Annotated in this window: 19 protein-coding genes; 11 read left to right on the forward strand and 8 right to left on the reverse strand. The window is 72.8% G+C overall.

Annotated elements, in window-relative coordinates:
- Positions 1-37 precede the first annotated feature (37 nt).
- Positions 38-535 carry a GtrA family protein gene (locus tag FHX36_RS19845; RefSeq protein WP_258372555.1) on the reverse strand — a complete coding sequence of 166 codons (498 nt, stop codon included), beginning with the start codon at positions 533-535 and terminating at the stop codon, positions 38-40.
- Between the two features lie 72 nt (positions 536-607).
- Complete coding sequence (locus FHX36_RS19850; RefSeq protein WP_220035781.1) at positions 608-1,606, reverse strand: glycosyltransferase; 999 nt, start codon at positions 1,604-1,606, stop codon at positions 608-610.
- 81 nt (positions 1,607-1,687) lie between these two features.
- Between FHX36_RS19850 and FHX36_RS19855 the strand changes: the two genes are divergently transcribed.
- From FHX36_RS19855 to FHX36_RS19870, 4 genes are all read left to right on the forward strand, one after another.
- Positions 1,688-3,490: a DUF2142 domain-containing protein gene (locus tag FHX36_RS19855; protein ID WP_183514056.1), complete on the forward strand. Its 1,803-nt coding sequence runs from the start codon at positions 1,688-1,690 to the stop codon at positions 3,488-3,490.
- A gap of 82 nt (positions 3,491-3,572) precedes the next feature.
- Positions 3,573-4,778 carry a 5-(carboxyamino)imidazole ribonucleotide synthase gene (locus FHX36_RS19860; RefSeq protein WP_220035782.1) on the forward strand — a complete coding sequence of 402 codons (1,206 nt, stop codon included), beginning with the start codon at positions 3,573-3,575 and terminating at the stop codon, positions 4,776-4,778.
- Positions 4,779-4,798: 20 nt separating this feature from the next.
- Entirely contained in the window at positions 4,799-5,299 is a 501-nt protein-coding gene (gene purE, locus FHX36_RS19865; protein WP_258372556.1) for a 5-(carboxyamino)imidazole ribonucleotide mutase, read from the forward strand.
- A 53-nt stretch (positions 5,300-5,352) separates the two neighbouring features.
- Positions 5,353-6,507, forward strand: a complete 1,155-nt coding sequence (locus tag FHX36_RS19870; protein ID WP_110550493.1) for an acyl-CoA dehydrogenase family protein — start codon at positions 5,353-5,355, stop codon at positions 6,505-6,507.
- Positions 6,508-6,598: 91 nt separating this feature from the next.
- Here the strand turns inward: FHX36_RS19870 and FHX36_RS19875 are convergent, their stop codons facing one another.
- The 5 genes from FHX36_RS19875 to FHX36_RS19895 form a co-directional block, all read right to left on the reverse strand.
- Positions 6,599-7,420 carry a DUF1028 domain-containing protein gene (locus tag FHX36_RS19875; protein WP_110550495.1) on the reverse strand — a complete coding sequence of 274 codons (822 nt, stop codon included), beginning with the start codon at positions 7,418-7,420 and terminating at the stop codon, positions 6,599-6,601.
- Between the two features lie 87 nt (positions 7,421-7,507).
- Entirely contained in the window at positions 7,508-8,176 is a 669-nt protein-coding gene (locus FHX36_RS19880; RefSeq protein WP_110550497.1) for a CoA transferase subunit B, read from the reverse strand.
- A gap of 2 nt (positions 8,177-8,178) precedes the next feature.
- Positions 8,179-8,976, reverse strand: coding sequence for a CoA transferase subunit A (locus FHX36_RS19885; protein ID WP_110550499.1), 798 nt, complete (start codon positions 8,974-8,976; stop codon positions 8,179-8,181).
- Between the two features lie 39 nt (positions 8,977-9,015).
- On the reverse strand, positions 9,016-9,807 hold the full coding sequence (locus FHX36_RS19890; protein WP_110550501.1) for a TIGR03089 family protein: 792 nt from the start codon (positions 9,805-9,807) through the stop codon (positions 9,016-9,018).
- Positions 9,807-11,333 (reverse strand): LCP family protein, encoded by a 1,527-nt coding sequence (locus FHX36_RS19895; RefSeq protein ID WP_110550504.1) that lies wholly within the window; start codon positions 11,331-11,333, stop codon positions 9,807-9,809. Before FHX36_RS19895 ends, FHX36_RS19890 begins: the two co-directional genes overlap by 1 nt.
- Positions 11,334-11,504: 171 nt before the next feature.
- On the opposite strand from FHX36_RS19895, the gene rfbB reads away from it, so the two are divergent.
- The 5 genes from rfbB to FHX36_RS19920 all read left to right on the forward strand — a co-directional run bounded on the left by rfbB (position 11,505) and on the right by FHX36_RS19920 (position 19,302).
- Positions 11,505-12,500 (forward strand): dTDP-glucose 4,6-dehydratase, encoded by a 996-nt coding sequence (gene rfbB, locus FHX36_RS19900; protein ID WP_110550506.1) that lies wholly within the window; start codon positions 11,505-11,507, stop codon positions 12,498-12,500.
- Entirely contained in the window at positions 12,497-13,390 is an 894-nt protein-coding gene (rfbD, locus tag FHX36_RS19905) for a dTDP-4-dehydrorhamnose reductase (protein WP_110550507.1), read from the forward strand. The genes rfbB and rfbD overlap by 4 nt, the downstream gene beginning before the upstream one ends.
- A 160-nt stretch (positions 13,391-13,550) precedes the next feature.
- Entirely contained in the window at positions 13,551-16,268 is a 2,718-nt protein-coding gene (locus FHX36_RS19910) for an N-acetylmuramoyl-L-alanine amidase (RefSeq protein ID WP_258372558.1), read from the forward strand.
- Positions 16,269-16,327: 59 nt separating this feature from the next.
- A complete protein-coding gene (locus tag FHX36_RS19915) occupies positions 16,328-16,885 on the forward strand; it encodes a hypothetical protein (RefSeq protein WP_146251491.1) in 558 nt (185 codons plus the stop codon).
- Complete coding sequence (locus FHX36_RS19920; RefSeq protein WP_110550513.1) at positions 16,882-19,302, forward strand: hypothetical protein; 2,421 nt, start codon at positions 16,882-16,884, stop codon at positions 19,300-19,302. Before FHX36_RS19915 ends, FHX36_RS19920 begins: the two co-directional genes overlap by 4 nt.
- On the opposite strand, the gene FHX36_RS19925 is transcribed toward FHX36_RS19920, so the two are convergent.
- Positions 19,292-20,404 (reverse strand): glycosyltransferase family 4 protein, encoded by a 1,113-nt coding sequence (locus FHX36_RS19925; RefSeq protein ID WP_220035783.1) that lies wholly within the window; start codon positions 20,402-20,404, stop codon positions 19,292-19,294. The genes FHX36_RS19920 and FHX36_RS19925 overlap by 11 nt on opposite strands.
- Before the next feature lie 219 nt (positions 20,405-20,623).
- Between FHX36_RS19925 and FHX36_RS23665 the strand changes: the two genes are divergently transcribed.
- Together FHX36_RS23665 and FHX36_RS19935 are read left to right on the forward strand one after the other, a co-directional pair.
- On the forward strand, positions 20,624-23,704 hold the full coding sequence (locus tag FHX36_RS23665; RefSeq protein ID WP_110550516.1) for a rhamnosyltransferase WsaF family glycosyltransferase: 3,081 nt from the start codon (positions 20,624-20,626) through the stop codon (positions 23,702-23,704).
- A gap of 2 nt (positions 23,705-23,706) precedes the next feature.
- A complete protein-coding gene (locus FHX36_RS19935; RefSeq protein WP_146251492.1) occupies positions 23,707-25,098 on the forward strand; it encodes a glycosyltransferase family 4 protein in 1,392 nt (463 codons plus the stop codon).
- Positions 25,099-25,115 lie beyond the last annotated feature (17 nt).

Genomic DNA, 25,115 nt, shown 5'->3' on the forward strand with positions numbered 1-25,115 from the left:
CGCTGCCAGCAACGTGCCCTGAGGGTCGTCCGGGGCGTCAGATTGCGTCGTCGGCGAGCACGGGGTCCCGCTCCCGTGCAAGTGCGGATCCGTGCGCGGGGAAGACCCACCGTCGGTAGGCGAAGTACCGGATGAGGGTGCCGAGGACGATCGACCCGAGGTTGGCGGCCTGGAGGACGAGAGCCCCGTCCTGGCCGAGCGGGTAGCGCACAAGAGCCACGATGCCGAGGCCCAGCACCAAGGTCACGCCGTTGATGACGGCGAACATGACGTACTCGCGGCGTACGCCGGTCCGGGCACGGTGCGAGAACGACCAGTAGCGGTGGCCGACGTAGGCGACGGTCATCGAGACCAGGGTCGACAGCAGCTTGGCCGTCACCGCGCCGGTGCCCATGTGTGCGTAGAGCAGCTGGAAGAGCCCGACGTCGAGGAAGAAGCAGGCCACGCCCACCACGCCGAAGGCGCTGAGCTCCTTCAGCAGCAGACGCCAGCCCTGACGCAGGCGGCCGCCACGTTCTCCGGAGGACGAGGTCACGTCGTCAGCGTACGAGTCGTTGCCGGGCGCCACGATCGGCTCCAGGCCCGGGACGTGCGTGTGGTCTGCCACTCAGTCGAGGTGGGCAGCGACGGGTGCTTCGACCGCGAAGGGCTGCGACTCGTGGCTGCCGCGGTGCTGCCATGGTGCAGGAACCGACAGGTAGGCGAGCCGGTTGCGCTCCAGGCGGTCCCTGGACGCCCGCTCGAGGATGGCACCGACCAGCCCGAGGACCAGAGCGGCGAGGAACAGCCCGATCACGACGAACAGCGTCGGGAACCGCGGCACCGTGCCGGTGTCCTGGTAGGTGACCAGGACGGGGATCACGATGATCACGCCCAGCAGTCCGAGCAGCAGGCCGGGCAGCCCAAAGCTGAGCGCCGGCCGGAAGTCGCGGAAGAGCCGGAAGAGCCGACGGAAGATGCGGGCGCCATCGCTGTAGGTGTTGAGCTTGCTCTCCGAGCCGGTGACCCGCTCCACGTACGCCGTGCTGAGCTCTGCCCACGGCATGCCGAGCGACGCACCGTGAGCGTTCAGCTCGATCTCCACCTCGAACCCGCGAGCCAGTAGGGGGCAGGACTTCACGAACCGCCGGCTGAAGCCACGGTAGCCGGTGAGCACGTCGGAGTACGAGGTGTCGAAGAGGAAGGCGAAGGTCCGGGAGAACACGCGGTTGCCCCACTGGTGACCCACCCGGAACTCGGCGGCGCCGTCGTCCGAACGCGCCTCGCGGGCGGCGAGGACGGTGTCCACGCCGTCCTCCCGCATGAGCCGGATCATCTCGGGGGCGGCACTCGCGTCGTAGGTGCCATCGCCGTCCACCATGATGAAGAACGCCGCGTCGACGTCGGAGAACAACCGCCGCACCGCGTACCCCTTGCCCCGGTGGGTCTCCCGGATGACGTCCGCGCCGGCCTCGACGGCCAGGGCTCCGGTGTCGTCGGTCGAGTTGTTGTCGCAGACCACCACCCGCGCACCGGGCAGGTGCCTCCGAAAGCCGGTCACCACCTCGGCGATGGTCGTGGCCTCGTTGTGGCAGGGGATCAGGACGGCCACGTCCTCGTAGGTCACGCGGCTCCTCTCGCTGCGGGGTACCACCCGAACGGGCGGCACGATTGGGTCCAGCTCCTCGTCGGGCTCTACGGTAACTGCGTGCGCACCAACGTCGGACGCGCGGAACCTCGGGCGTTCCCCCTGACGGGTGGGCGTGGTAGGGGTCTGCGCTTCTTCCTGCTGTCCTGGTTCCTCCTGTCCGTGGCCATCTCGGGCTGGGCCATCACGACCCCCCTGTTCGCCAGCCCCGACGAGCCCGCTCACGTCGTGAAGGCAGCGGCGGTCGCGCGCGGCGAGCTGACCGGGCGCACCATCGAGCAGCCCGGCACGTACTTCGAGATCATCACCGGGGTCGAGGTCCCGGAGTACTACGCGGACTCGATGGACAACACCGAGTGCTTCCTGCAGAAGGCGAGCGAGGCTGCCGACTGCGCCCCCGACTTCGCCGCCGGTGACAACCGGGACGCCGAGGTCCAGACGTGGATCGGCCGGTACCCGCCGCTGTACTACGCGATCGTCGGACTACCCAGCCTGGTGTCCGACGGGACAGCCGCCGTGCTCGGCATGCGGGTGGTCAGCGCGGTCCTCTGCGCGGGGTTCTTCGCCCTGGGGCTGTGGGCGCTGCGGACCAGCCGGCACGGCCGGGTGATGCTCGCCGCGGGTTGGTTGGCAGTCACCCCGACGGCGCTCTTCTTCGGTGGCATGGTCAACTCCAGTGGTCTGGAGATCGCCGCCGGCTTCGCCACCTGGTGCCTGCTCGTCCCCCTCGTCCGAGACCCTGCCGCCCACCACGTCCGCGGCCGGTTGGCCGCAGGCATGACCACTGCGGTCGTGCTCCTGAACACACGTCCTGGTTCGGGGCTGCTTGCGCTGCTGATCGCCGTCTGCCTCGTCGTGATGGCCACCCGAGAGTTCTGGCGAGCCGCGCTCGCTGAACGGCGGTGGGTGCCTGCATCGACGATCGGTGCGATCGGCGCAGTCTGCGCCGGAGCCTGGCTGCTGGCCGTCGACCCCACCGCGTCGCTCGGGGGCATCCCTGACTCGAAGCTCGGGGACGTGTCCACGGCCCTCGGTGCGGCCATCGGGCTGACCGGGCGGTACGTCAAGGAGCAGTTGGCCGTCTTCGGGGCGCTCAACGTGACGCTCCACGGCCTGTTCCTCGTCCTGCTCGGTGGGGCCATCGCCCTCCTGGTGCTGGCCGGCCTCGTGCGCGGCAGGGCCGGCACGCGTTGGGCGCTCGGCCTGCTGCTGGTCGCCTCGTTCGTCGTCCCCGTGGTGAGCCAGATCCCGTCGGCAGCCGATCTGGGCCTCATCTGGCAGGGGCGCTACGGGCTGCCGATGTCGATCGGCCTCCCGATCGTCGCGATGGCCGCGCTCACCTCCCGCCACGGTGAGGACCGGCTGACCCGGTGGAGTGCGCTTGCGCTCACCCCACTCGTGGCAGGAGTGCACGTGGCGGCGCTCTTCTGGTCGCTGTGGCGCTACGGTTACGGCTTCGGCGTCCCGCTGTTCAGCGTCCCCCTCGAGTGGACGCCGCCCGGTACGTGGACGATGCCCGTGGCCTTCGTGGTGGCCGTCAGCGCGCTGTCGGCGGTGGTGGCGTTCCCGCTGGTCCCTCCACGCTCCTCGTGGCGCCGGTGGAGCACCGGTCGGTCTGTCCCCGCGCGTGCGGTCGACCCGGTCGGGACCGAGGATGTCCGGGATCCCGAGCCTGCGGCCGGGTCGGCCACCGCCATACCGAAGGAGCCGGCCACGCCACGCGTGCCGGACGATGGCGCAGGAACAGCGGGGGCCGGGGTGCCGTCCCATGACCTGGCTGAGAACATCGTCTCCGGAGGTCCGAACGTGGTCGAGCGGATGGCACACGTCGAACCCGTCTCGGACGGAGGTCACCGACCGTGAGGGGGCGCCGTCGATGCCCGACAGCCGCCGGGCACTCGGGTCCTCGTCGCATCGTCCGGTCACTCTCGTGCTTCCGACCGCAGTGACCACTCCACTCGACCCCCGCACCGCTCTCCCGGTCGTGGCCATGGTGGGTGGAGGGCAGCTGTCCCGGATGACCCACCAGGCGGCGATCGCCCTCGGCCAGTCGCTGCGGGTGCTGGCCGCCGCCCCCGACGAGTCGGCCGCCCTGGTCGCCGCCGACGTGCAGCTGGGCGACCACCGCGAGCTGGCCGACCTGGAGCGCCTCGCCGACGGGGCCACCGTGCTCACCTTCGACCACGAGCACGTGCCCACCGAGCACCTGCGCGCCCTGGAGGCAGCCGGCCACCGCGTCGCACCGGGCTCCGCAGCCATCGTCCACGCGCAGGACAAGCTCGTGCTGCGCCGGGCGCTGGCCGAGGCGGGGGAGCCGCAGCCGGCCTGGGCCGAGGCGCGCACCGTGCACGACGTCACCGCCTTCGCCGACGAGGTCGGCTGGCCGGTGGTGCTGAAGACCCCGCGGGGCGGCTACGACGGCAAGGGCGTCTTCGTCGTCCACGGGCCCGACCAGGTCGCCGACCTGCTGGAGCGGCACGGCACGCTGCTGGCCGAGGAGCGGGTCGCGATGGTGCGCGAGCTCTCCGCCCAGGTCGCCCGCTCGCCGTTCGGCCAGGTCGCGGTGTGGCCGGTGGTCGAGACCGTGCAGCGCGACGGGGTCTGCAACGAGGTGCTGGCGCCGGCTCCGGGGCTGCCCGACGAGCTCTCGACGGCGGCCCAGGAGCTCGCCGTCCGGATCGCCGACTCCCTCGGCGTGGTGGGCATGCTCGCCGTCGAGCTGTTCCAGACCGCCGACGGCGTGCTGGTCAACGAGCTCGCCATGCGCCCGCACAACTCCGGGCACTGGACCATCGAGGGCGCCCGCACCAGCCAGTTCGAGCAGCACCTGCGCGCCGTCCTGGACTACCCGCTCGGCTCCACCGCGATGACGGCGCCGGTCGTCGTGATGGCCAACGTGCTCGGCGGGGCGACCGCGGACGACGGCTGGACGGGCCCGGGTCTCGACGAGCGGGTGCACCACCTGATGGCGCACTGGCCCGACGTGAAGCTGCACTGGTACGGCAAAGGCCAACGACGCGGCCGCAAGCTGGGGCACGTCACCGCGCTGGGCGACGACGTCGCCGAGGTGCGCGCCCGCGCGGTCGCCGCGGCCCGCTACCTGGCCGACGGCGTGGTCGACGACGCCTTCGCCTTCGACACCGAGCACTGAACCGAGCACCGAGGAGCCCCGTGAGCGGACCTGTCGTCGGCATCGTGATGGGCAGCGACTCCGACTGGCCGATGATGGAGCCCGCCGCGGCGGCGCTCGCCGAGTTCGACGTCCCCTACGAGGCGCACGTCGTCTCCGCGCACCGCACCCCCCGGCGGATGCTCGACTACGCCGAGACGGCCGAGTCACGGGGCCTGCGGGTGGTCATCGCCGGGGCCGGGGGAGCGGCGCACCTGCCGGGGATGATCGCCGCGGCCACCCCGCTGCCGGTGATCGGCGTCCCGCGGCCGCTGGACCGGCTCGACGGGCTGGACAGCCTGCTGTCCATCGTGCAGATGCCCGCCGGCGTGCCGGTCGCGACGGTGTCGATCGGCGGGGGCCGCAACGCGGGGCTCCTGGCCGTGCGCGTCCTCGCGGTGGCCGACGACCGGCTGCGGGCCGCGGTGAGCAGCTTCCAGGCCGAGCTCGCCGCCTCGGTGCTGGCCCGGGACGACGCCTTGCAGGCCCGGATCGCCCCCTGATCCGCTGGGGTGAGGTGCTTCCCGGCGGCGGGACGGCGGCCTAGCATCTACTCGTGGGTAACAACGCTGGGCTGTACGCGCTGACCGAGGAGCACGAGGCCGTCCGCGAGGCGGTCCGCGAGATCGCCGAACGGGAGATCGCCCCCTTCGCCGCGGAGGTGGACGCCGAGTCCCGCTACCCGGTGGAGGCGCAGAAGGCGCTCACCGCGGCGGGCTTCCACGCCACGCACGTGCCGGAGGCCTACGGCGGTGAGGGTGCCGACGCGATCGCCACCTGCATCGTCATCGAGGAGGTCGCCCGGGTCGACGTCAGCGCCTCGCTGATCCCCGCGGTCAACAAGCTCGGGTCGGTGCCGATCAGCCTGTCGGCGTCCGAGGAGCTCAAGCAGCGGGTGCTCCCGTCGATCGCCGCCGGCACCGCGATGATCAGCTACGGGCTCTCCGAGCGGGAGGCCGGTTCCGACGCGGCGTCGATGCGCACCCGCGCCCGCCTCGAGGGCGACAGCTGGGTGCTCAACGGCACCAAGGCGTGGATCACCAACGCCAGCGTCTCGGAGTGGTTCACGGTCATGGCCGTCACCGACCCGGAGAAGGGCGCCAACGGGATCTCCGCCTTCGTCGTGCACCGCGACGACCCGGGCTTCGCCGTGGGCCCCAAGGAGCGGAAGATGGGCATCAAGGGCTCGCCCACCTGCGAGCTCTACTTCACCGACTGCACGATCCCGGCCGACCGGGTCATCGGCGAGCCCGGCACCGGCTTCAAGACCGCGCTGCGCACGCTGGACTTCACCCGGCCGACCATCGGTGCCCAGGCCGTCGGCGTGGCCCAGGGCGCGCTCGACGCCGCGGTCGCCTACACGAAGGAGCGCCGCCAGTTCGGCTCGGCGGTGTCGGACTTCCAGGGCGTGCAGTTCATGCTCGCCGACATGGACATGAAGATCCAGGCGGCCCGGCACCTGGTGTACGTGGCCGCTGCTGCCGGTGAGCAGGGGCGGCCGGACGTCACCCGGGTCTCCGCCGCCGCCAAGGCCTTCGCGTCCGACACCGCCATGCAGGTCACCACCGACGCCGTCCAGCTGTTCGGCGGGGCCGGGTACACCCAGGACTTCCCGGTCGAGCGGATGATGCGCGACGCGAAGATCACCCAGATCTACGAGGGCACCAACCAGGTGCAGCGCATGGTGATCGCCCGGAGCCTGCTGCGCTGACGGCGGGGCGCTCCCGACCGCCTGGGAGGACGTCCCTAGGAGCTGGCCGACGACGTGGTGGCGGAGCTGCGGGACGAGGGCCTCTAGCCGCTCAGTCCAGCAGCCGGGACACCGCGGCCAGCCGGGCGTCGCCGGCCATCGAGGCCAGCCACGTCGACCAGCCGGGGCGGGTGCGCACCGCCTCCAGCGCGGTGCGGGCCGCGGTCCGGTCGCCCCGGCGGGACGCCGCCAGCGCGGCGTAGAGGTCGCGGGCGCCCTCCGGTGCGAAGACCGCGAGCGTCTCGTAGTCGCGCTCGTCGTACGCGCGCTGCAGGTTGCGCAGCATCCGCAGCTGGGCGACCGGGTCGCCGGAGTCGTCGACCCGCAGGTCGACCCGGACGCCGTCGTCGTCCTCGGTCGCCGCGGTGCCGCTGACCACCTGCAGCGCCGCCGACTGACGGCCCCGCAGGTCGCCACCGGCGTCCTGCCCCGCGGTCAGGGCGGCCAGCAGCCGGTCGGCCAGCGAGCCGCCGGCCGCGGCGAAGGCAGCGGACATCGCCGGCAGGACGTCGGGGGAGGCGAGCATGTTGCCCTGCACGCTGAACCCCTCGCCCAGCAGGTGACCGCTGGCCGGCAGCGACCCCCGGCCGGTGTCGGCGGCGACCTGGCCGGCCGCGTCCAGCACCGCGATCTGCCGGTCGACGTCCTCGGCCGCGTGCGACGCGCGCCGCACCAGGTCCTGCGGCGAGGTGCCCTCGGCGAGCCCGGCCATCAGCGACGTGCCCAGCCCGCGCCGGCTGCGCGCCTGCACCGCGACCACGCCGACGCCCGGCCGGACCGTGGGCACGGCCCGGCCGACGGCCAGGATGCAGGAGGAGACCGCGATGCCCAGGTCCCCGGTGGCCGGGTCCCGGGCGATGACGGAGAAGGTCATCGACTCCCGTTCTCGCAGTGGGTTGTGCGGCCCCCCTGCAGGGGCCCGCGCCGAGCGTGCGAGGCGTGGGGGGCAGGGGGTCCTTCTTCAGACCGACGCCGGCAGCCGCATCGTCGGCACGTCGTCGCCGACGGCGAGCGGGGCACCGGTGGCCGCGACCACCTGGTCGACGGTCACGCCGGGGGCCACCTCGCGCAGCACCAGGCCGTCGCCGGTGACGTCGACGACCGCCAGGTCGGTGATGATCCGGTCGACGCAGGCCTTGCCGGTGAGCGGCAGCGAGCACTCCTCGACGATCTTGGGGGAGCCGTCGCGGGCGACGTGCTCCATCATCACGACCACCTCGCGGGCGCCGTGGACGAGGTCCATCGCCCCGCCCATCCCGTTGACCATCTTCCCGGGGATCAGCCAGTTGGCCAGGTCGCCGCGGGCGTTCACCTGCATGGCCCCGAGCACGGCGACGTCGATGTGGTGGCCGCGGATCATCCCGAAGGAGAGCGAGGAGTCGAAGAAGCTGGCGCCGGGCAGCAGCGTGATCGTCTCCTTGCCGGCGTTGATCAGGTCCGGGTCCTCGTCGCCCTCGAAGGGGTACGGGCCGACGCCGAGCACGCCGTTCTCGCTCTGCAGCACCACGTGGACCCCGTCGGGGATGTGGTTGGGCACCAGGGTGGGCATGCCGATGCCCAGGTTGACGTACTGGCCGTCGACCAGGTCGAGGGCGACCCGGGCGGCGAGCTGGTCACGGGTGAGGGTCATGGTCAGGCCTCCGTCGTCTCGGTGCCGGCGGCCGCGGGGACGGCGGCGCTCGGGCGGGGGCGGGTGGTGCGCTTCTCGATGGCCTTGCCCTCGCTGCCGACGACGACCACCCGCTGCACGAACACCCCGGGCAGGTGGACCGCCTCGGGGAGCAGCTCCCCGGGCTCGACCAGCTCCTCGACCTCGGCGATCGTGATCGTGCCGGCCATCCCGGCCAGCGGGTTGAAGTTGCGGGCCGACTCGTGGAACACCAGGTTGCCGTGCCGGTCGCCCTGCGCCGCCCGGACCAGCCCGTAGTCGGCGGTCAGCGCCGTCTCCAGCACGAAGTCCTGGTCGCCGAAGCGGCGGACCTCCTTCGGCGGGCTGGTGGCCACCACGTTGCCCTCGGCGTCGTAGCGCACCGGGATGCCGCCGTCGGCGACCAGTGTGCCGACGCCGGTGGGGGTGTAGAACGCGGGGATGCCGGTGCCGCCGGCGCGCAGCCGCTCGGCAAGCGACCCCTGCGGGGTGAGCTCGACCTCGAGCTGGCCGGAGAGGTACAGCCGGGCCAGCTCCTTGTTGCCGCCGACGAAGGAGCTGATCGTCTTGCGGATCCGGCCGGCGTAGAGGAGCACCCCCAGCGCCTGGTCGTCCACGCCGCAGTTGTTGGAGATAGTGGTGAGCTCCGACGCGCCCTGCTCGAGCAGGGCGTCGATCAACTGGAAGGGGACCCCGCAGAGCCCGAACCCGCCGACGGCGAGCACCGCCCCGTCGGGGATGTCGGCCACGGCCTCACGGGTGCTGGAGACGACCTTGTCCACTGCGCTGACCACCGTCCATCGGGCGCTGGGCGGGGAGGGTCAGGCGGGGCGGCCCAGCTCGCGGATCCCGTCGAGCTTCAGCCCGAGCGTAGCGGTGACCCGTTCCGTCTCGGCCCGGTGCTGCAGGCGGGTGGAAGACGCAGCTCGGCAGAGCACCAGCGAGGCGCCGGCGGCGAGCGGGGCCAGCAGCCAGGCGACGGGGCCCGCCTCGGTCGCCGTCCGCTGGTCGACGAGCACCCGGTCGCCCTCGGCGATGCCCAGCCGGCCGGCCAGCTCGGTCGCCGTCTCGACCAGCCCGGCCAGGCTCAGGTCCCCGCCGCCGAGCACCAGCCCCGGGCCGGCCGGGTCGGCCGGCTGCCAGGGGGAGAACACGTCACCGTGCGCCCGGACCTCCAGCGCGAAGTCCCGCGCCGGGCCCACGTAGCCGGCCATGCCCAGCCCCATCGGGTGCAGCGACAGCCCCATCAGCTCCGGCAGCCCCTGCTCCTCCAGCGGCGGCAGCCGGTCGGCGTCGGCCAGCACCACGTCGGCCGCGGCGAAGCGGTCGTCGTCCTCGCCCGCGGTGTCCAGCACCGCGGCGCCGCAGCTCCAGACCCCCAGCAGCACCGCCGCGGTCTGCCAGTGCACCGGCAGCGCCACGGCCACGGTGCTGCCCGGGCCGACGTCGAACTCCTCCTGCAGCAGGTTCCCCGTCTTGGCGACCCAGTTGGCCAGCGTGGTGGCCGACAGCTCGGTGCGCTCCCCGGAGACGTCGTCGTAGAACGTCACCAGCGGGGCGCCGGCGTTCCGCCGGAGCGCGGCGGCGAGCAGGTCGGCCGGGAGGGTGGCCATCAGTTGATGCAGGTGGTGTCGGCCGCGGTGCGCTGGTCCTCGCCCTCGGTCGTCGGCGCCGCGGGGGGCGCGGTCACGGCCTGGCCGACCCCGTTGAAGTCCGAGCCCAGCACCAGCTGCACGGTGCCGGCGGTGGCGTCGGGGGAGACCACCTGGGTCGCACCGGGGACGGCAGCGGCGAGCGTGGCGGCCAGCGCCTCGTCGCCGGCGGCGAACCGGATCTCGGTGACGGTGTAGTCGGAGGAGTCGGCGTTGCCGGTGCCCGCGACGCCGAAGCCGGCCGAGGTCAGCTCGGTGGAGGCCTGCGCGGCCAGCCCGCTGGTGCCCGAGCCGTTGAAGACCTCGACGGAGACGTCGGACGGGGCGGCCGCGGGCGGCGCCTCGGAGGCGGGCGGCTCGGCGGCCTCCGGCTCGGCGTTCAGCTCGGCGAAGAACTGGTGCAGCTTCTCCTCGTCCTCCAGCCGGAGGATGTACCGGCCGGCGTCGTCCTCGTCGTCACCGATGTAGGGGACGGTCTGGAAGTCGATGCTGCCGGGCTGCACGGACTGCATCTGCTGGGCCAGGTTGAGCAGGTTCAGCGTCTGGTCGACGGTCAGCGCGTCGGCGGCCGCCTGCACCAGCTGGCGCTGCTTGCCCAGGTCCAGCAGCACGTTCTCGCTGAGCATCTTGCGGATCATCCCGGCGATGAAGGTCTGCTGGCGGATGATCCGGTCGAAGTCGCCGCGCGGCAGGCCGTGGCGCTGCCGGACGAAGGCCAGCGCCTGCTCACCGCTGATGGTCTGCACGCCGGCCGGCAGGTCGACGCCGGAGAAGTCGTCCTGGACGGCCTCGCAGAGGTTGACCTCCACGCCGCCGACGACGGAGGACAGCTTGAAGAAGCCGAGCAGGTCGACCTCGGCGTAGTGGTCGATCCGCAGCCCGGTGAGCTGGCTGATCGTCTGGATGAGCAGCTGGGCGCCGGCGGCCTGCTGCTCGGCCTCGGAGGCCTCGCTCCCCGCCTCCTGCGCACCGTAGGCGTAGGCGGCGTTCAGCTTGTCCGAGCCGTGGCCGGGGATCTCCACGTAGGAGTCACGGGGGAAGGAGACGAACGAGGCCGCGGAGCCGTCGGCCGGCACGTGCACCAAGATCATGGTGTCGGTGTTGAGGCCCGCGTTGGCCTCGGTGTTGAGCTGCGCCAGCTCCTCGTCGGTGGCCCCGGCGCGGCTGTCGCTGCCGACCAGCAGGAGGTTCATCGCCTCGCCGGTGTCCACGACCTCATCGTTGCCGGAGGTCGGGATCGCGTCAGTGCGGTTCACGCTGGCGTCGGCCACGCGGCCGAGGTACCAGCCCCAGCCGCTGGTCGCGAGCAGGACGACGGAGAGCAGGCCGGCCACCACGCGCGCGCCGCCCGCCAGCCGGCCGTGCCCGGTGCGGGCACGGCCGTCGGCGGTCGCCGGGGCGTGCCGCGCCGGCCGCCCGGCCCGGGGGTCGAGCCGGGGCGGCAGCGGGCGGGGGTTGCCGGCCTGGTGGTCGTCGTTGTCGCGCACAGAAGTCCTCACGTCGGGGCCGGCCGTCTCGGTCGAGAAGCGTGACCTCGGGTCTCGCGGCGGAGTCGACGTGACGATACGACTGAGAACTGTGCGAACCGGGCAATGACGTGGCTCTGCAAGACTAGCCAGCACCACCTGTCCGCCCAGTCACTCGAAGGGCTCTCCCAGATGCGCATCCTGGTCACCGGCGGTGCCGGCTTCATCGGCTCCCACTACGTACGGACCCTGCTGTCCGGCGGCTACAAGGGGTTCGAGGACGCCGAGGTGACGGTCTTCGACAAGCTCACCTACGCCGGCAACCTGGCCAACCTCGCCCCGGTCGCGGACAACCCGCGCTACCGCTTCGTGCAGGGCGACATCTGCGTGGCCGCCGACCTCGACGCCGCGCTGCCCGGGCACGACGCCGTCGTGCACTTCGCCGCGGAGTCCCACGTCGACCGCTCGATCACCGGAGCGGCGGGCTTCGTGCTCACCAACGTGCTGGGCGCCCAGCAGGTGTTCGAGTCCGCGCTGCGCGCCGAGGTGGGCCGGGTCGTGCACGTCTCCACCGACGAGGTCTACGGGTCGATCGACGAGGGCTCCTGGACCGAGGACCACATCCTCGAGCCGAACTCGCCGTACTCGGCGTCGAAGGCCGGCAGCGACCTGATCGCCCGCGCGTACGCCAAGACCTACGGGATGAACATCTCCATCACCCGGTGCAGCAACAACTACGGGCCGTACCACTTCCCGGAGAAGGTCATCCCGCTGTTCGTCACCAACCTGCTCGACGGGCACAAGGTCCCGCTCTACGGCGAGGGCGCCAACGTCCGCGACTGGCTGTTCGTCGACGACCACTGCCGCGGCATCCAGCTGGTGCTGGAAAAGGGCGCGCCGGGGGAGTACTACAACATCGGCGGCGGCCGGGAGCTGTCGAACAAGGAGCTCACCGAGAAGCTGCTCGAGGCCACCGGCCGCGACTGGAGCTACGTCGACCACATCGTCGACCCTCGGGGCGGCGGCCACGACCTGCGCTACTCCGTCGACTACTCCAAGACCGGTGCGCTGGGCTACGCCCCGCGGATGTCCTTCGAGGACGGCCTGGCGCTGACCGTGCAGTGGTACCGGGACAACCGCGCCTGGTGGGAGCCGCTCAAGGCGTCCGCGGCGACGGCCCGGTCGTGACCTCCGCGACGCCGCTCAGCTGGCTGGTCACCGGCGCCCGCGGGCAGCTGGGGCACGACCTGCTCGAGGTGCTGGCCGGCCGGGACGGCGACCAGGTGACGGCCGTCGGGCGCGCCGAGGTCGACCTGACCGACGAGGCCGCCGTCCGGGCGACCGTCCGCGACTGGCTGGCCGCGTCCGCCGGCCGGCGGGCGGTCCTGGTGAACGCCGCGGCCTACACCGCCGTCGACGACGCCGAGACCGACGAGGGCACCGCCCTGGTGGTCAACGGGTCCGCCCCGCGCTGGCTGGCCGAGGAGCTCTCCGGACGTGGCCGGCTGGTGCACGTCTCCACCGACTACGTGTTCGACGGCTCGGCCACCGAGCCGTACCCGGTCGACGCGCCGGTCGCCCCCCGGTCGGCCTACGGCCGCACCAAGGCCGCGGGTGAGCAGGCGATCGCCGCGGTGGGCGGCGACGCCACGGTGGTGCGCACGGCGTGGGTGTACGGCCGGCACGGTGGGAACTTCGTGCGCACGATGACCAAGCTGGAGGCCCAGCGCGAGACGGTCTCGGTCGTCGACGACCAGGTCGGGTCGCCCACCTGGTCCGCCGACCTGGCTGCCGGCCTGGTGGAGCTCGGCGCGCGGGAGGAGCCCTCCCCGCCGGTGCTGCACTACACCAACAGCGGCCAGGTGAGCTGGTTCGGCCTGGCCCGCGCGGTCTTCGAGGAGCTGGGGGCGGACCCGGCCCGGGTGCTCCCGACCACGACGGACGCCTTCCCCCGCCCGGCACCCCGGCCGGCCTACTCGGTGCTGGACGGGTCGGCGTGGACGGGAGCGGGCCTGACCCCGGCGCCGCCGTGGCGCGAGTCGCTGCACACGGCGATGCAGGAGGGCTTCCGGGACTGACGGTGGCTGGTCATCTGCGCCGTCGGGTGACCACCCACGAAGCTCGTTGGCCGTTTTCGTCACGAAATGGTCAAGGAGACGCGCCGAACAGCCGATGAGATGACGTGGACGGGTCCGTGCTCCACGCGGACCTCCGCTTCAGCTCATCGGAGGACCATTCGTGCGTCGCCTCATCGTGGGCTCTGTCGCCTTCCTGGCCATGACGGGCACCGTGCTGACGCTGCCGGTCTACGCCGCGCCCGTCCCCGCGCCGCACCCGGTCGAGACCTCGATCGACGAGGTCGAGCTCGGCTCGGTCGTCGAGCCCGAGGGCGACGCCGTGGTGGCCACCGACGGGGTGGTGCAGCCCGACGGCGTCGAGGAGTCCCAGGCCGCCGGCTCCGCCGCGCCGGGGACCTCGCAGCCCGCGACGGAGAGCGCGCCGGCCGACCCGTCCGCCGCGCCGTCGACCGCCCCGACCGGCGACGAGCCGGCCGGCACCAGCACCCCGGCGGAGACGAGTTCCCCGGCCTCCAGCGCTCCGGCCTCCAGCGGGCCGGCGTCCGACGAGGACGTCCCCACCTCAGGCGAGGAGCTCCCGGGTGTCCCGGCGCTCACCGTGTCCCGCGAGGACACCGACCCCTTCTCCGCGGTCGGCGTCACGTGGCGCGACGACCCGTCGATCACCGACGTCCAGGTCCAGGTCCGCACCCAGGACGAGGACGGCGACTGGGGCGAGTGGGGGACCCTCGAGGCCGACGACATCGAGCAGACCGAGTCCCCGAAGACCGAGGACCTCGACGTCCGTGGCGGCACCGCCCCCTACTGGACCGGCCCGGCCCGGGGCATCGAGGTCATCGTGCAGGGTGCCGGTGGCGCGGTGCCGGAGGACGTGAGCGTCGCCCTGCTCGACCCCGGCACCAGCAAGGCCGACGCGCTGCCCGCCACCGGGGCGAAGGACGAGGCGCACGCCGGCACGTCCATGCCCGACGTCGTCAGCCGCGCGCAGTGGGGTGCCGACGAGTCCATCCGCACCTGGGGCCCGGAGTACGCGCCGACCATCAAGGCCGCGACGCTGCACCACACGGCCGACGGCAACGGCTACACCGCTGCCCAGGTGCCGGCGATGATGCGCTCGATCTTCGCCTACCACTCGCAGACCCGCGGCTGGGGCGACATCGGCTACAACGTCATCGTCGACAAGTACGGCCGCATCTTCGAGGGCCGCTACGGCGGTCTGAGCTCGACCGTCATCGGGGCGCACGCCGGCGGTTTCAACACCGGCACGTTCGGCGTCTCGATGCTGGGCAACTACGCCGAGGTCGACACCCCGCAGGCCATGCTCGACTCCGTCGCGGCGATCATCGCCTGGAAGCTGTCGCTGTACGGGGTCGACCCCAAGGGCACCACCCAGCTGACCTCCGGTGGAGGCGGTACCTCCAAGTACGGCGCCGGCGCGGTGGTCACCCTGCCCACGGTCTTCGCCCACCGGGACGTCGGCAGCACGACCTGCCCAGGGCAGTACGCCTACAACCGGATGGGCCAGCTGAGGGACATGGTCGGCTCGCGGATGGCGGGCTCGGTCGGTGGCAGCCCCGTCGGCAACACCGAGAAGCTCTCCATCAGCGGCTCGACCGTCACGGTGGGCGGGTGGACGTTCGACCCTGACTACCCAGCCGGCAGCATCGACGTCGGCATGCTGGTTGACGGAGTGACGGCCGCGCACTTCACCGCTTCGCGAACCCGCGCCGACGTCGCTGCCGCCTACCCCGCAGCCGGGCAGGCACACGGGTTCGAAGGCACGTTCACCCTCGCCAAGGGAGTGCACAACGTCTGCGCCGTGGCGGTCAACGCAGCTCCGACCGGCCTGAACACCTGGATGCGGTGCCAGACGATGACGTCCACACCGCCTCCCGTCCCCTCCACGATCCCGTTCGGCAACGTCGAAGCCGTGTCAGTCGCCGGCCGGACCCTGTCCGCCAGGGGCTGGACGATCGACCCCGACGCGCAGACCAGTGCCCTCGACGTCCACGTCTACGTCAACGACGGCTGGGGGGGCGCCCTGCTGGCCAACGGCAGCCGGCCCGACGTCGCCGCGGTCCACCCGGCGGCCGGCCCCGCGCACGGCTTCACCTGGTCCACCGCGGTGTCCGCGCCGGGCCCTTACACGGTGTGCATCTTCGCCATCAACAAGAACGCCGGCGCCAGCAACCCCAAGCTGGGCTGCCAGACCGTGACGGTCCCTGGCACGTCCTGGAACCCGCAGGGCCATGCCGACTCCGCCACTGCTTCCGGCCGCAGCGTGTCGGTGTCGGGCTGGGCGGTCGACCTGGACACCCCGACGACCCCGCTCGCGGTGCACGTCTACGTGGACGGTGGTTACGCCGGCCAGGTCACCGCGGACCGGCCCCGCGCCGACGTGGGGGCGCTCTTTCCCGGAACCGGCACCGCGCACGGCTTCAGCGGTGCGCTCGACCTGGCGCCGGGCGAGCACACGATCTGCGCCTACGCCATCAACACCGGCCACGGCGAGACGAACCCCTCGCTCGGGTGCCACCCCGTCACCGTGGCTGCCGCCTCGTGGAACCCGGTGGGCAGCCTGGATGACGTCATCGGCTCCGGCGGCGTCATCGAGGTCCGAGGCTGGGTTTGGGACCCCGACCGGGCTAAGGCCCCCAGCGACGTGCACCTGTACGTCGACGGCCGCTGGTCCGAGGCTATGACGGCAGCCGGTGACCGGCCCGACGTCGCCGGTGCCTTCCCCAAGGCGGGGGCTGCCCACGGCTACGCCGCCAGCGTGTCGGTGCCGCCGGGCCAGCACCAGGTCTGCGCCTACGGGATCAACTCCGGCCACGGCACCACCAACCCGCTGCTCGGCTGCCGCACGGTCACCGGCTGACCGGGACCGAGCGGCCAGCGGCGCCTGCCGCTGGCCGACGTACAGGAAAGGCACCTGACATGCCCCGATCCCCACGCCGTCCCGCACTGCTGGCCGGCGGTGCCGTCCTGACCGCGGTCGCCGTGGTGACCGTCGTTCAGCTCACCGGTTCGAACGACGTCCCCTCCAGCCCGGCTGCTGCGCCGAGCACGTCCAGCACGCCTGCACCGACCACGACCGAGCCCGTCCCCACCCCCGTGGCGGTCACGTCGATCGCGCCCCCCGCCCCGGGAGAGGAGGTGGCCACCGACCCGGAGCAGACGAGGACCGGCGGTGCCGTGAACCCGGTGATCACCTATGCCGGCTGGGAGGCGGGCTCGTGGTCCCTGGAGGTCAACGGCTACGTGGCAGGCGTGATCGAGCTGGAGGGCACCTGCCGGCTGACCGCCACGCAGGGAGGGGCGCCCCTGGTCGACGAGAACCCGGCCGAACCTGACGCCAGCACGATGAACTGCGGGCTGCTCCAGATCGCCGGGTCCGACCTCGGCGCGGGCACGTGGACGGCGGTGCTGACCTACGAGTCGGCCACGTCCGCGGGCGAGAGCACGGCGGTCGACGTGGAGGTCCCCGCTCGATGACTCGCCTGGTCATCCGGCTCGTCGCCGGTCTGCTGGGGCTCGTGGCCCTGTCGGGCTTGGTCCTCGTCGCCGACAGCCCGGCGCCGCTGGTCGACGTCACGCCGGCGGCCGACACCGGCCAGTTCACCCCCGGCAACATCATCAGCGACGCTGTCTTCTTCGACGGCGACGGGATGAGCGTCGACGACGTCCGCGCCTTCATCGAGCTGAAGGGGATGAACTGCAAGGCCGGGGCGGACGGGACGCCGTGCCTCAAGGACTTCCGGCAGGACACGACTGCTCGAGCAGCGGACTCGTTCTGCACCGGGTACGGCGCTGGAGTCGCTGAGCCAGCGGCGCTGATCATCGCCAAGGCAGCCCTGTCCTGCAACATCAGCCCGAAGGTGCTGCTGGTGATGCTGCAGAAGGAGCAGTCGCTGGTCACCAACAGCGGCTCCTCGCTCTACGCCCGCCGTTACCGCGAGGCGATGGGCTACGCCTGCCCGGACACCGCTCCGTGCGACCCGGCCTACAACGGCTTCCAGAACCAGGTCTACAGCGCGGCCCGCAGGTTCCAGGTCTACAAGGCCAACCCCACCAGCTACGGGTACCGGGCGGGACGCACGCAGGACATCTTGTTCCAGGCGAACAAGCCCGAGTGCGGCTCGAGTCCTGTCTACATCCAGAACCAGGCGACCGCCGGGCTGTACGTCTACACGCCGTATCAGCCGAACGCCGCGGCGCTCCGGGCCGGCTACGGCACGGGCGATGCCTGCTCCGCTTACGGCAACCGGAACTTCTGGCTCTACTTCACCGACTGGTTCGGCTCGACGCAGGCGCCCGGGGAGTCGCCCTGGCAGCCCGTCGGTGCGCTGGACCAGGTGTCGGCGCGCACCGGTGACTCCGTCGACGTCCGCGGCTGGACCGTCGACCCTGACACTGCCGAGCCGATCGACGTGCACGTCTACGTCGACGGGCAGCCGCGCAGCTCCACGCGGGCCGACGTGGCCCGCGCCGACGTCGCCGCGGCGCTGCCGGCCTGGGGTGCCGGCCACGGATTCCAGCTGACGGTGCCGGTCACCCAGGGCGTGCGCCAGGTGTGCGTCTATGCGATCAACGTGGCCAAGGGGGCGAACAACCCGGTCCTCGGCTGCATGACCGTCGACACCCGGGGGCTGCCGGTCGGCAGCGTCGAGCGAGCGGTCGTCACCGAGGGCCAGGGTGTGTTGCGCGGCTGGGCACTCGATCCCGACACCGCTGCCCCGCTGGACGTGCACGTCTACGTCAACGGCACCTGGACGGCGAAGGCCGTGGCGGGTGACGACCGGCCCGACGTGGGCGCCGTCTACCCGGCTGCCGGTCCCGCGCACGGCTGGTCGGTGACCGTGCCGCTGAGGCCGGGGCAGAACCAGGTCTGCGTCTACGCCATCAACGTCGGGTCCGGTGCCAAGAACCCCGAGCTGGCCTGCCGGCTCGTGGACCTGCAGGTCGTGCCGCAGGGTGACGTGCAGGTCACCGGCGGGGCGTCGGCCGCGAGCATCAGCGGCTGGGCACTGGACCCTGAGACCGCTGCGCCCGTCGACGTGCACCTCTACGTCGACGGCCAATGGGCCACCGCGCTGACCGCCGACCGGGAAAGGCCCGACGTGGCGGCCGCCTTCACCGGCCTCGGCGTCAGGCACGGGTTCGCGACCTCGCTGGCGCTTGCCCCCGGACCCCACCAGGTGTGCGCCTATGCGATCAACGTCCGGCAGGGCACGGCGAACCCGCAGATCGGCTGCGGCTCGGCGCTGGTGGGCGTCCCGGCGGTGGGGAACCTGGAGCAGGTGACCGCGACCCGGGCGTCGGTCCGGGTCAAGGGCTGGGCGCTCGACCCCGACACGGCCGCGCCGGTCGACGTGCACATCTACGTCGACGGGGCGTTCCACTCGGTCCTCCGGGCCGACGCGGACCGTCCTGACGTGGGCGCGGCGTACCCCGCCGCCGGCGCTGGGCACGGCTTCGACACCGCCCTGGTGCTGGCCCCGGGCCGCCACTCGATCTGCGCCTTCGCCATCAACGTGCTGGGCGGGACGACCGGCAACCCGCCGCTCGGCTGCCGGGACGTCACCGTGCCGGCGAGCGTGGCCCCGCAGGGCAGCCTGGACGCGGTCGACGTGAGCGCCGGCCATGCCGTGGCACGGGGCTGGGTCTACGACCCCGACGTGCCGACCACGCCGATCGCGGTGCACTTCTACGTGGACGGTGCCTGGGCGGGGCAGTTGCTGGCCGAGGAGCCCAGGCCCGACGTGGCCGCAGCGGTCCCAGGCGCGGGTGAGTTGCACGGGTTCACGGCCTACCTCCCGGTCTCGCCGGGCCGGCACACGGTGTGTGCCTACGGCATCGACACCGCGGGCGGCACCAACCCGTCGCTGGGCTGCGCAGTGGTCACCCGCTGAGCGCCTGCTCGTAGGCCGCTCGGGTGGCAGCCGCCGTGGACGTCCAGCTGAACAGACGGGCCCGGGCCCGGCGCGCCGCGTCGGCCCCCGGCCCGTCGGCGTGGTCGGCGCAGGTGGTCAGCGCCGCGACCAGTGCGTCGACGTCGCCGGCAGGCACCAGGCGGGCGGTCCCCGGGTCGTCGCCGACCACCTCCCGGATGACCGGGAGGTCCGAGGCGATGACCGGCGTGCCGCAGGCGAAGGCCTCCAGCGGCGGGAGCCCGAAGCCCTCGTAGGCCGTCGGGTACACCAGCGCCTCGGCGCCCGCCACGATCGACCGGACCTCCCGGTCGCCGCGGTAGCCGGTGAAGACCACCTTCTCCGGCGGCAGCCCCGCCACGTCCAGCGACGGCCCCCAGCCGGCCGGGCCGACGAGGACGAGACCGGGCGCGTCGGGACGGGTGCGGAGCAGCTCGCGGTAGGCCGTGACGAGCAGTGGCAGGTTCTTTCGCGGCTCCAGGTTTCCCACGAAGACGAACCACCGGTCCGGCAGCCCGAGCTCCCGGCGCAGGTCCACGTCCGGGGCGGTGGCGTCGAACCACCCGTCGTCGACCCCCAGGTGGGTGGCGACCACCCGGTCGGCGGGGAGCCGGTACGTCTCGCACACCTCCTCGGCGACCGCGGCGCTCGGGGTGAGCACCAGCCGGGCCCGTCGGATGCTGAGTGGCACCAGGTCCCGGTAGGCGCGGGCGGCGGGCGTGACCGTCAGCGGACGACGTAGGAAGGAGAGGTCGTGCACCGTGACGACGCCGGCCGCGCGACCGGTCGGCGGCAGCACGAAGTTCGTCGCGTGGAACACGTCGGTCCGCCCGGTGAGGAGGGTGACGGGCGGCCACTCGCTGCGCGCCCAGACCCGGTGCATCACGCGGGCCGGCGCCGGCGGCCCGACCGCACGGACCCCCGGGGGGAGGACGCTGCCTAGGTCCGCGCGGCCGCGGACGGTGAAGGCGATCCCGGTGACCTCGTCGTCCCCGTGGGCGGCCGCCAGCTCGCGGCTGAGTGAGGCGACGTACCGCCCGACACCGGTCTGCGGACCGATCAAGGGGGTGACGTCGAGGCTCATGAGCATGCTGTGACCAGTGGGAGGGTCATGGGTGATCAACTCGCATCGAGAGGTACGTTGGCGGAGCCGGGGTACGGCCCGACACGGTCGGGTCTGCTCTGCGCACCCACATCTGTCCGACCATCCCAGGAGTCGTTGATCGTGACCTCCCCCACCGAAGGTTCTCCCGAGACTACGGATCCCGCGTCGCCGGGGGCGGGGGCGGGGGCGGAGCCCGAGGTGGCGTCCGGGGACGTCTCGGACGCCGTCGCGATCGGCGAGGCCCGCGGTCCCGCCGGGGTCGTCGTGGACGGCGACGCCCCGCCACCGCGCCTCCGCCGTCGGGTCCGCGAGGCCGTCCGCGGCCGGCTGCCCGAGGGCAGCAAGCAGCGCGCGCTGGCCAAGGCGGGCCTGTCCACCTACCGCGAGGTGCTGAACACCGCGAGCACCATCCGGTCGCTGTGGGCCATCCCGGGCGTGGCCGAGCCCTCCGCGCCCTCCTACCGCTCGTGGCTGCGGGAGCACGAGGTCACGGACGAGCAGTCGGAGGCGCAGCGCGAGTACTCGCGGAAGGCCGCGCACCCCGTCTCCGTGCAGGTCATCGTCCTGCCGGGCGCGGGTGACGCCGAGGCGACCGTGGCCTCCCTGCGCGAGCAGTCCTGGCAGCACTGGACGGCGGTCGTCTGCGACCCCACGGTCACCTCCACTGTCGAGCCGAACGTCTCCGGTCAGGTCGTCCAGGCCGGCGGCATCGCCGTCGAGGCGGCCAACACGCACGTGACGCACGGGGGCGCCGACCTCGTGGTGGTGCTGGAGGCGGGTGACCGACTGCGCTCCGACTGTCTGTACCAGGTGGCCGCGGCGGCGCACCGTGACCCGCTGGTCGACGTCATCACCTGGGACGACGACGTCTACGCCGGCGACAAGCACAGCGACCCGCTGTTCCGTCCGAGCTGGTCCCCGGAGCTGCTGCTCGGGGCGTTCTACACCGGTCGCTCCTTCGCCGTGCGCCAGGCCCGGTTCCTCGCGGCGGGCGGGCTGCGCGCTGAGGCCGGCGCGGCCCAGCACTGGGACCTCCTGCTCCGTGCGGACTGCGAGCCGGAGCGGGTCACCCGGGTGACCCGGGTGCTCAGCAGCGTGCCCGCGCGCACCCCGGTGCCGGACGCCGACGCGGTGCGGGTCGTCCAGCAGCACCTGGACCGCAAGGGAGTCGCGGCCGAGGCGCGTCCTGCGGGCGAGGGCCGGGTACGTGTGTACTGGACGCCGCAGGAGTGGCCGTCGGTCAGCGTGATCATCCCGACCCGGCACAACCGCACCATGCTGTCGACCTGCCTACCCTCGCTGGAGCGCACCGACTACCCGTCCTTCGAGGTGGTCATCGTCGACAACGGCGGCCAGAACGCGGACAACGAGCAGTGGTACGCCACCCGTGGTCTCGGGTTCCCGCTTGAGGTCCTCTGGTGGCACGAGCAGCCGTTCAACTACTCGGCGGTCAACAACGCCGCCGTCCGCACGGCCACCGGTGACGTCCTGGTCTTCCTCAACGACGACACCGAGGTGCTCGACCCCGAGTGGCTCAAGGAGATCGTCGGCTGGGCGATGCAGCCGCAGATCGGCGTGGCCGGCCTGCAGCTGACCGGTCCGGACGGGATGATCCAGCACGCCGGCGTCATCCTGGGCATGGGCGGCTTCGCGGACCACGTGTTCGAGGGCATGCGCCCCGGCAGCGACTCGCTGTACGGGCCCACCGACTGGTACCGCAACGTCCTGGCGGTCACCGGTGCTTGCTGCGCGGTGCGGCGCGAGGTCTTCGACCGGGTCGGCGGCTTCGACGAGCGCTTCATCCTCTGCGGCTCGGACGTCGCCCTCGGTCTGGACATGGTGCTCGACGGGCTGCGGAACATCTGCTCGCCGTTCGCCGGCATCCGGCACCTCGAGTCCGCCACCCGCGGCACCACCGTGCCGACGGAGGACTTCTTCGCCAGCTACTGGCGGTACAACACCTGGCTCTTCGGCGGTGACCCCTACTGGAGCCCGAGCCTGTCGCTGGGCAGTCGTGAGCCCGAACTGCGCGGCCGCTACGAGCCCAGCCCGCAGCAGCGGCTGGCCGGGCCGCTGGGGCGCGACTTCACCGCGTTCCGGCAGACCAACAACGCCGCCGAGTCGCGGATGCTGGCCGACATGTGCCGAGCCCTGCCCTCGGACGTCGCGGCCGTGGACGCGCTGCACGCGCAGAACGCCGAGCCGTTCCAGGTGCGCACCGTCAACTGGTTCATCCCCGACATCGACAGCCCGTTCTACGGCGGCATCAACTCCGCGCTGCGCATCGCCGACGAGCTGGCCCGCAACCACGGCGTCGAGAACCGCTTCGTGGTGTGGGGCAGCCCGCCGGACCACTTCGTCCGGTCCGCCCTCGCGGCGGCGTTCCCGTCGCTGGCGGACTCGCAGATCGTGTTCTTCGACGGGTCGAAGGCCGACCTGGCGAAGGTGCCGGAGGCCGACGTCGGCATCGCGACCCTGTGGGTGACCGCATACGCCCTGGCGCACGCGCCGGGGATGAAGCGGAAGTTCTACCTCATCCAGGACTTCGAGCCGATGTTCTACCCGGCGAGCACGCTCTACGCCCTCGCCGAGGAGACCTACAAGCTCGGTCTCTACGGGCTGTGCAACACCGACAACCTCCGGCAGATCTACGCCGACGACTACGCCGGCAAGGGCATGAGCTTCGCCCCGGCCGTCGACGGCTCGGTCTTCCACGCCCGGTGGCGCCACCAGCGCACGCCCGGCTCCCCGGTGACGGTCTTCGTGTACGCGCGGCCTGGCCACTGGCGGAACTGCTGGGAGATGGCGTCGCTCGCTCTCGAGGAGCTCAAGCGCAGGCTGGGCGACGGCGTGCGGATCGTCACCGCCGGCGCCTGGGCAGCCGGCCAGGGCGCGGACGAGGACATCCAGCCGCTCGGCCTGCTGCCCTACCGGGCGACGGGCGAGCTGTACCGCAACAGCGACGTCGGCCTGGCGCTCACCGTGTCCAAGCACCCGTCGTACCTGCCGCTGGAGCTCATGGCCTGTGGCGTGCCGGTGGTGGCCTTCGACAACCCGTGGGGCCACTGGATCCTCGAGCACGAGGAGAACAGCCTGCTGTCGAAGCGGACGGCGGACGACCTCGCCGACCAGCTCGAGCGGCTCTGCCGGGACAAGGAGCTGCGCGAGCGGCTCTCGACCCGGGGCCTGCAGGACATCGCGGCGCGGCACGGTGACTGGGACAAGGCCCTGACCGACATCTACGGCTACCTGTGCGACCCGGAGGGGCGAGGGGCCTGAGCATGCCCGCACCGGCGGGGCCGGGTGTGCTCCTCGTCACCGCGGAGAGCCTGGGAGTGCGGATGGCCGGACCGGCCATCCGCACCCTCGAGCTGGCCCGGGCCCTCGCCCGAGATGAGCGGGTCGGCCCGGTCTCAGTTGCCTCGCTGGGCGCCGTCGAGCTGACCGACGACGCCGTCCGGCTCGTCCCGGTGTCGGGAGCCGGCACACTCGCCGGGCTGCTGGACGGTGTGAGCGTCGTCGTGGTGCAGGGCGACGTGCTCGGGCTGCGCCCGGAGCTCGTCTCGTCGGCGCTGCCGATCGTGGTGGACGCCTACGACCCGTTCCACCTGGAGCAGCTGGAGCAAACGCGCGGGCTGCCGGAGGAGACCCGCCGGGCGGTCGTCCGTGACTGCATCACCTCGCTGAACCTGCAGCTGTCCCGGGCCGACCTCGTGCTCTGTGCCTCGCGCCGGCAGCGTGCCCTCTGGCTGGGGCACCTGGCCGCCCTGGGCCGGCTGAACCCGGTGACCTACGACGCGGCGGCCGACCTCTCCGGGCTGGTCGCCGTCGTCCCGTTCGGCACGTCGGCGCTGCCGCCGGCGCCCGGTGACCGCACGCTGCTCACGGCGGCGTTCCCGCAGGTGACCGCCGACGACGTGGTGGCCGTCTGGGGTGGCGGCATCTACGAGTGGCTCGACCCGGTCACCCTGGTGCGCGCCGTGGCCGACGCGGCCGCCCAGGCCCCCCGGCTCAAGCTGGTCTTCCTCGGCACGAAGCATCCGGTGCCCGGTATCGACAGCACGGCGGCGGACGCCCGTCGGGTCGCCGCGGAGCTGGGTGTGCTCGACGAGACGGTGTTCTTCGCCGAGGGCTGGGTGCCCTATGCCGAGCGGGACCGGTGGCTCGGCGCCGCGGACCTCGCCGTGACCACGCACTGGGACCACCTGGAGACGGAGTTTGCCTTCCGCACCCGCGTGCTCGACGCCCTGTGGTGCGGCCTGCCGGTGGTCAGCACGACGGGTGACGAGCTCGCCGACGTCCTCGACCGGGCCGGCGCGGGGCTTGTGGTGCCCCCGGGCGACGTCCCGGCGCTGCGGGACGCGCTGGTGCGGCTGGCGACCGACGACGCGCTCCGGGCCGAGGTCGCCGGTGCGGCGAGCCGGTTGGCCGAGCGCTTCACCTGGGACCGCGTGAGTGCGCCGCTCGCGGACTTCTGCGCCGCACCACGGCGCGCGCCGGACCTCGACCTGGATCCGGTCGCCCGGGTCCAGCTGGGATTGCGGCAGCCCGGCACCGCCGTCGGTTCGCCGTGGCAGCGCGTGCAGGCCGCTCTGCGTGAGGGTGGTCCGGCGCTGCTCACCCGTCGGTTGCGCAGCCGGTTGCCCTTCGGACTGGGCGGAGGCGCCCTCTAGCGAGGCGTGGGGCCTCC

Origin of the sequence: Modestobacter versicolor (assembly GCF_014195485.1) — a bacterium.
Taxonomy (GTDB): Bacteria; Actinomycetota; Actinomycetes; order Mycobacteriales; family Geodermatophilaceae; genus Modestobacter; species Modestobacter versicolor.